The 6397-nt window shown below is 72.2% G+C and carries 5 protein-coding genes and 1 pseudogene; 3 read left to right on the top strand and 3 right to left on the bottom strand.

Annotated elements, in window-relative coordinates; all coding sequences use genetic code 11:
- Positions 1–87: 87 nt before the first annotated feature.
- Genes VNS22_RS02425 through cysQ form a run of 3 tightly spaced genes read right to left on the bottom strand, consistent with a single transcriptional unit; the run spans position 88 to position 3148 of the window.
- Positions 88–1257, bottom strand: a complete 1170-nt coding sequence (locus VNS22_RS02425; RefSeq protein WP_325729239.1) for a trans-sulfuration enzyme family protein — start codon at positions 1255–1257, stop codon at positions 88–90.
- A 2-nt stretch (positions 1258–1259) separates the two neighbouring features.
- Positions 1260–2381, bottom strand: a complete 1122-nt coding sequence (locus VNS22_RS02430) for a quinone-dependent dihydroorotate dehydrogenase (protein WP_325729241.1) — start codon at positions 2379–2381, stop codon at positions 1260–1262.
- Positions 2382–2389: 8 nt separating this feature from the next.
- Positions 2390–3148, bottom strand: coding sequence for a 3'(2'),5'-bisphosphate nucleotidase CysQ (gene cysQ, locus VNS22_RS02435; RefSeq protein WP_325729243.1), 759 nt, complete (start codon positions 3146–3148; stop codon positions 2390–2392).
- 189 nt (positions 3149–3337) lie between these two features.
- Between cysQ and VNS22_RS02440 the strand changes: the two genes are divergently transcribed.
- The 3 genes and pseudogenes from VNS22_RS02440 to VNS22_RS28200 form a co-directional block, all read left to right on the top strand.
- Positions 3338–4612 carry a hypothetical protein gene (locus VNS22_RS02440; protein WP_325729245.1) on the top strand — a complete coding sequence of 425 codons (1275 nt, stop codon included), beginning with the start codon at positions 3338–3340 and terminating at the stop codon, positions 4610–4612.
- Between the two features lie 720 nt (positions 4613–5332).
- A complete protein-coding gene (locus VNS22_RS02445) occupies positions 5333–5821 on the top strand; it encodes a hypothetical protein (protein ID WP_325729248.1) in 489 nt (162 codons plus the stop codon).
- A 268-nt stretch (positions 5822–6089) separates the two neighbouring features.
- A pseudogene (locus VNS22_RS28200) lies at positions 6090–6397 on the top strand (transposase); the annotation flags it as partial.

The following is a 6397-nucleotide window of genomic DNA, read 5'->3' on the forward strand; positions in this document are numbered from 1 at the left end:
CGGGTGAAGCCCCACCCTGGCCAGGATGCAAGCAGGATCACAGGGGCTGCGGCGCCCCGACCGGCCGGGACGGCGCTGCAGCCGGGATCAGCCCAGCGCCCGGTCCAGGTCCTCGATCAGGTCCTCCGGGTCCTCCAGCCCGACCGAGAGCCGGATCAGGTCGTCGTGGATCCCGATCGCGATACGCTCGGCCTGGGGCAGCCGACCATGGGTGGTGGTGGCCGGGTGGGTGGCGATGGTCCGGCTGTCGCCCAGATTGTTGGTGATCTCGATCACCTCCAGCCGGCGCAGGAAGTCGAACGCCCCCTGCTTGCCCCCGCCGGTGCGCAGCGTGAGCAGGGTGCCGCCATGGTGCATCTGCCGGCTGGCCAGGGCGTGGAACGGATCGCCCGGCAGGCCCGGATAGCGCACCGCGCAGTTGCCGCGCTCCTGGAGGAAGGTGGCGATCCGCCCGGCACTCTGCGCCATGCGCAGCACCCGCAGCTCTATCGTTTCCAGGCTCTTCAGCAGCACCCAGGCATTGAAGGGCGACAGGTTCGGCCCGGTATGCTTGATGAACGGGTGCAGGATCTCGTCCCGGGTATGCCGGTCGCAGGCGATCAGGCCGCCCAGCACCCGGCCCTGGCCGTCGGCATGCTTGGTCGCCGAGGTGACGACCAGGTCGGCGCCGAGCTCCAGGGAATTCTGGCAGATCGGCGAGGCCAGCGCGTCGTCGACCACCAGCCGTGCACCCGCCGCATGGGCGAGTGCCGCCACCGCCTGGATGTCGATCAGGTCCAGGGTCGGGTTCGCCGGCGTCTCGATCAGGACCAGGGCGGCCGGCCGGCTGAGTGCTGCCTCGAAGCCTGCGAGATCGCCGGCATCGACGAACTCCACCTCGACCCCGAACCTGGGCAGGAGGTCGGTGCACAGCCACATGCAGGAGCCGAACAGCGGCCGTGAGGCGACCAGCCGGTCGCCGGCCTTCAGCATGGCGAGCAGGGCCGCCTGCACCGCCGCCATGCCGCTCGCGGTCGCGATCGCGGCCTCGCTGCCCTGGAGCAGTGCCCAGCGCTCCTCCAGGGCATGCACGGTCGGGTTGCCGACCCGGGTGTAGCAGTAGCGCCCGGCAGGCTCGCCGAACTCGGGCTCGGCCTCCTCGCCGCTGGCATAGGAGAAGCTCGCGGTGAGGAACAGCGCGTCGGAGGTTTCACCGAACTCGCTGCGCAGGCGTGGACGGTGCAGCATCGCCGTGGCGCGGCGCAACTTACTGGCCAAGCTCAGGGCTCCGGGAAATGTTCAGGCAAGCGCCCGCCTGGATGCGCCTCGGCCGGCCCCCGCGTCAATGGGTCGGACGAGGGGCCTGCCTGGCGGGACCGGTCGCGGAGCTCGCTCAGATGGGCCAGGCCCTCCGCCTCCAGCCGCTGGCGCAGGCCCTGGCGGATGCGCCGGGCGAGCGCCGGCCCCTCATAGACCATGCCGCTGTAGAGCTGGATCGCGTCGGCGCCGGCCCGGAACTTCGCCCAGGCGCGCTCCACCGAATCGATCCCGCCCACCGCGATGATCGGCAGATCCGGCAGGCGCGCGCGAAACCGCTGGAGCAGTGCAGTGGCGGGCTGGAACAATGGCGCTCCCGACAGGCCGCCGGCCTCGCCACGCCTGGCCGAGCGCAGGCTGTCCGGCCGCGCCAGCGTGGTGTTGGCCACGATCAGGCCGTCTGCCCCCTCGGTCAGCAGCACGTCCGCGATCGCCGCCTCGTCGGCCGGGGTCAGATCGGGCGCCACCTTGACGAAGAACGGCCGGGCCCGCCCGCCCGAGGCCACCTGGTCGCGCGTCGCGCGCACTTCGGCCACCAGGCGGGTGAGCGCCTCCTGCTTTTGCAGGAGGCGCAGGCCGGGCGTGTTCGGCGAGCTGACGTTCAGGACCAGATAGTCGACCAGGTCGTGCAGCCGGCGCACGCCCAGCCGGTAGTCCACGACCGGGTCGGCCGTGTCCTTGTTGGCGCCGATATTGGCACCGATCACCGGCCCCTTGGGCGAACGCCGCTCCAGCCGCCGCGCCACGGCCTCCAGCCCGTCATTGTTGAAGCCCATCCGGTTGATCACCGCCCGGTCCTCGCTCAGCCGGAACAGGCGCGGCCGCGGGTTGCCCGCCTGCGGCCTGGGCGTCACCGAGCCGATCTCGACGAAGCCGAACCCCATCCGCCCGAACGAGTCGAACGCCTCGGCACTCTTGTCGAACCCGGCGGCGAGCCCGACCGGCACCGGCAGGTCCAGCCCGGCCAGCCGGGTGCGCAGGAGCGGCTCCGGCACCGGCCGCCCGGCAGGCAGCAGGGCCGCGGCCCGGATCGCCACGCGATGCGCGGTCTCAGCCGGCAGCAGATGGAGGAGATGGTGCAGCATGCGGCCGCTCAGGCACCCCTTGCGATGAACTCGGGGTTCTCGAAGCCGGGCTTGGCATAGGCCAGCGGGCTGCCGTCCAGGCGCAGCACCCGGCCGCCGGCCGCCTCCAGCACCGCCTGGCCGGCCGCGGTGTCCCATTCCATGGTCCGGCCGAAGCGCGGGTAGAGGTCCGCCTTCGCCTCGGCCACCCGGCAGAACTTGAGCGAGCTGCCGGCCGAGACGATGTCCGCGACGTTCTGCTCGGCGAGCCAGGCATCGGTGCGGGCGTCGCGATGGGAGCGGCTGGCGACCGCCACCGGCGCCGCCGGCACCGGCCGCGCCTGGATCGCCCGCGTGCCGTCCGGATCACGCAGCGTGGCGCCGTGACCGATGGCACCCCACCAAGCGGTGCGGATCGCCGGGGCCAGCACCACGCCCAGGATCGGCCGCCTCGCCTCGATCAGGGCGATGTTGACGGTGAACTCGCCGTTGCGGGCGATGAACTCGCGGGTGCCGTCCAGCGGATCGACCAGCCAGAAGCTGCCATTGCCGACCTCCGGCACATCGCCGGCGGCGACCGCCTCCTCGGCGACCACCGGGATCGAGGGAGTGAGTTCCCGGAGTGCCGCGACGATCAGGGCTTCGGCGTCCTGGTCGGCCGCGGTCACCGGCGAGCCGTCGGCCTTGGCGGTGGCGGCCGTGCCCTGCTCGTAGTGGCGCAGGATGGCGGCACCGGCACGATCGGCGATCGCCACCACCTGGGGCAGGATGAGGATGGGCGGGAACAAGGCTGCGGCTCTCCGGAAGCTGGATGCGGCTCCGCGCCTGACGGCCATGCGGTGCCGCCATGGCGTTTACCTTTGTTCAACCTGAATCTGCCAGAGTGAACCGGACGCAGGTGCCAGCGGAGGAACGATCCCCCCTTGTGCCTGGCGGATGGCGGCAGTCCCGGTGCCTGCCGGGAGAAGGGTAGCGCGATGCGATCCGAGGAAGGGTCGGCAATGGTGGCGGCAGCGGCGGGCCCGGCGGCGATCGCCACCTCGTTCCCTGCGCTGGACGGGGATGCGCCGGATTCTGTCCGCCACCGTCCGGGTGGCCGTCACTGGCTGGATCCGGACCCGCCCGACCTTTTCCGGCGCAGGCTGGAGGAACTGCGCATCCGCCAGCATCGGCCGGGCGGGCAGCCCTGCGCAGGCTGCGTGCAGATGCTGGATCTGCAGCAGGTCCGGCTCCGGTTCGGCCGGCGCTGGCCGGCCCTGCGCGACAAGGCGCTGCAGTTCGTCGCGGCTGCGCTGGAACGGGTGCTGGGCGACCACGACCTGTACCTGCTGGCCGACGAGGACCGCATCCACCTGCTCTGCAGCGGCCTGCCCCACGAGGACGCCGAGCGCCGCGCCCAGCTGCTGGCCGGTGCCATCACCGAGCGCCTGTGCGGCGCCAATCCCGGCGGTGCCGCCGTCCGCGTCCGCTCGGTGCCGGCCGATCTCGGGCGGCTGCTGGAGGGGATCGTCGATCCGCAGGAACTGCAGGGACGGGTGGCAGAAGCCCTGGCGCGGGCCGAGACGGTCCTGCCGGACCGCCCGCCGCCAGCAGCGTTGGTGCCGGCCGTGGCCTGGCAGCCCGTGCTGGCGCCGGCCCGGGGGCTGGTGGCCGCCTACCGCCTGAACCCGGCCGTCCCCGATGCCCGGGCGTACCCGCCGGGCGACGATCCGGACCTCTGGTCGATCGAGGTGGCCGCAGCCGCCCTGCCGGCCACCGCCGCCCGCGGCCGCAAGGCGTTGCTGATCGTGCCGATCCGGTATGAGACGCTCGCCTCGATCCGGCTGCGCGAGCCGTTCTGCCGGGCCTGCCGGCGCCTGCCGCGCAGCTCCGCCCATCGGCTCCTGTTCGAGGTCGGGAACCTGCCGCCCGACATCGTCCAGTCGCGCGTCCGCGAGCTGATGGCCTATCTGCGGCCGTTCTGCCTGGGCATCCTGGCCGATCTGGCCGAGCCGCAGGTCGCGCACCTGACCGGGGCCGGCATCGTCGGCGTGGCGATGGACGATTTGCGCCAGGCGCCCGAGCTGGCCGGCCTTGCCCACCGCCACGGCCTGCGCAGCTTCCTGACCGGTCTCCGTTCCGCCGCCGAATGCCGCGAGGCCGCACAGGCCGGCGTCGACTACCTGGCCGGCAGCTTCGCCCCGTCCCTGCCGCGCCCGGGGCCGGTGGTCCGTCTGGCAGGCTCCGCCCGCCCGCTCCCCCGGCTCCGGTGATCCTGCCGTCAGATCCCCGGCGGTTCCTCATGGTGGGCATCGCTGCCGGGTGCGGGTCGACGGATGGCCTGGCGGACAGGCAGCGCGTGGCAGTGCCGGCTGGCCGCCTGCTCCGGCGCCTGCGCCCCCGGCCATGCCCAACCCCGCCGGCCGCAGCCACGGCGGCGTCGCCCGGCGGGTCGCGTCGCTTGCGGCCCGGATGCCCCGATGGCGGAGCCCGCCGCATCCTTGGCCAAGTCCAGCTGCCGCGGCGGCGTGTCCTGATCTGGGGTCGCAGTCTGGTGCCGTTGCCAAGCCAAGGACGGCGCTCCGGTGGGTGACCGGTGCACCTCCACGCGCAATCCGTGGGAGACTGCCGCAAACCCCCGGCATTCGGCCCTTTCTCATGATTCGATGCCGGGGTCGGAGGACGGGAGGCGGCCTGATGTGCGCGAGGCGGTAGGTCAGGCGAGCCTGGTTGAAGCTCTGCTGCCGGCAGCCTTGGGCAGCAACCCGCGGCTGGAGCGGATCGGGGCGCAGGTAATTGGGCACCGGTCGAGGTCCTCTTGCAGCCACTGCGCCCCGCGCCGACCGGGCGGGCTGGCTACCGCCCGCCGCTGGTGCAGCGGATAGCCCTGCTTCTCTCGCAGTGGTAGCGGCGGTCGGATCGTGATCTGGAGGAAGCACTGGCGGATCGGCCGAGCTTGCGGCAGTTCCTGCGGGCCGGGTCTGGAGGATGCGGTGCCGGATGCCACGACCTGGTCGCGCTTGCGGATCGATCTGGCCGAGGCGAGGCTGGCGGAAGCAGTGTTCATGGCGCCGAATGCCCGGCTCGGGCAGCGCGGCTGGATCATCAAGACCGGTGCCATGATCGATGCGACGCTGGTCGAGGCCGACGTGAGGCGGCCGCCTCTGCGTGAAGGCGAGGCCGTCATGACGGATCCGGCAGCTGGCTTGACCCGTCGCGGACAACGCAGCTTCTGCAGTTGCAAGGCGCACCGTGCGGTCGCTCAGGGCGCGGATCCGATCCGGCGGGCCGTTTCTGACCAGCGCCGGCATCGGGGAGCGCATCGCTGCCCTGATCTGTGGCAACGCGGCGGCGGTGCTGGCGGACAAAGATCTACGCGTCCGCGAGCAGGCGCGATGCCCTGGCGGCGGCCGGCATCAGCGACCGGATCATGCACCGGCGGCACCCGAGCAAGCTCTCGCCCTCCGGGCACCAGTGGCTGAACATCGCCGTGGCACCTCGCCTGGCCAGATCGAAAAGCCCTTCGCACGATGAAGCGGCGCGATCTCTACCGCCGGGTCCGCTACCGCCGCCTCCTGCGCAACCGTTGCCGGCTCTGGCTGCTCTGCTCCGCCATGAACCGGAGGCGGGCCGAGCAGCTTGCTGGCTGAACGGCCATCAGAAGGCTCGGCAGGGAACTCGACCAACCTTCCGCGGCTTCATGGCTTTGGATCGCCTGATCAGGGACGCCGGCTGAGGCGGGTATGGCGGATGGCACAGCTGTACTGGCGGTCGGACGGGACCTGGGCGCGGATCGAGCCGCATCTGCCCCATGGGTCGGCCCCGGGTCGGCGACCGGCGGGTGATCCGCGGGATCCTGCATGTGCTCAAGACCGGCTGCTGCCCGCCGAGGTCTCCTGACCTCGGTCCTCATGGGTATGGATGATCCGCCTGCTGCGGATCATGGCGGAACGTGCCGCCAGCCTGCGGCCGGCCATGGCCGCCTACAACCGCTGCAACAACAGACAACAGATGGTCGCGGCATGGTCTGTGGCAGCGCCTGTTCCAGCGCATTGCCG

Source organism: Geminicoccus sp., assembly GCF_035556675.1.
Taxonomy (GTDB): Bacteria; Pseudomonadota; Alphaproteobacteria; order Geminicoccales; family Geminicoccaceae; genus Geminicoccus.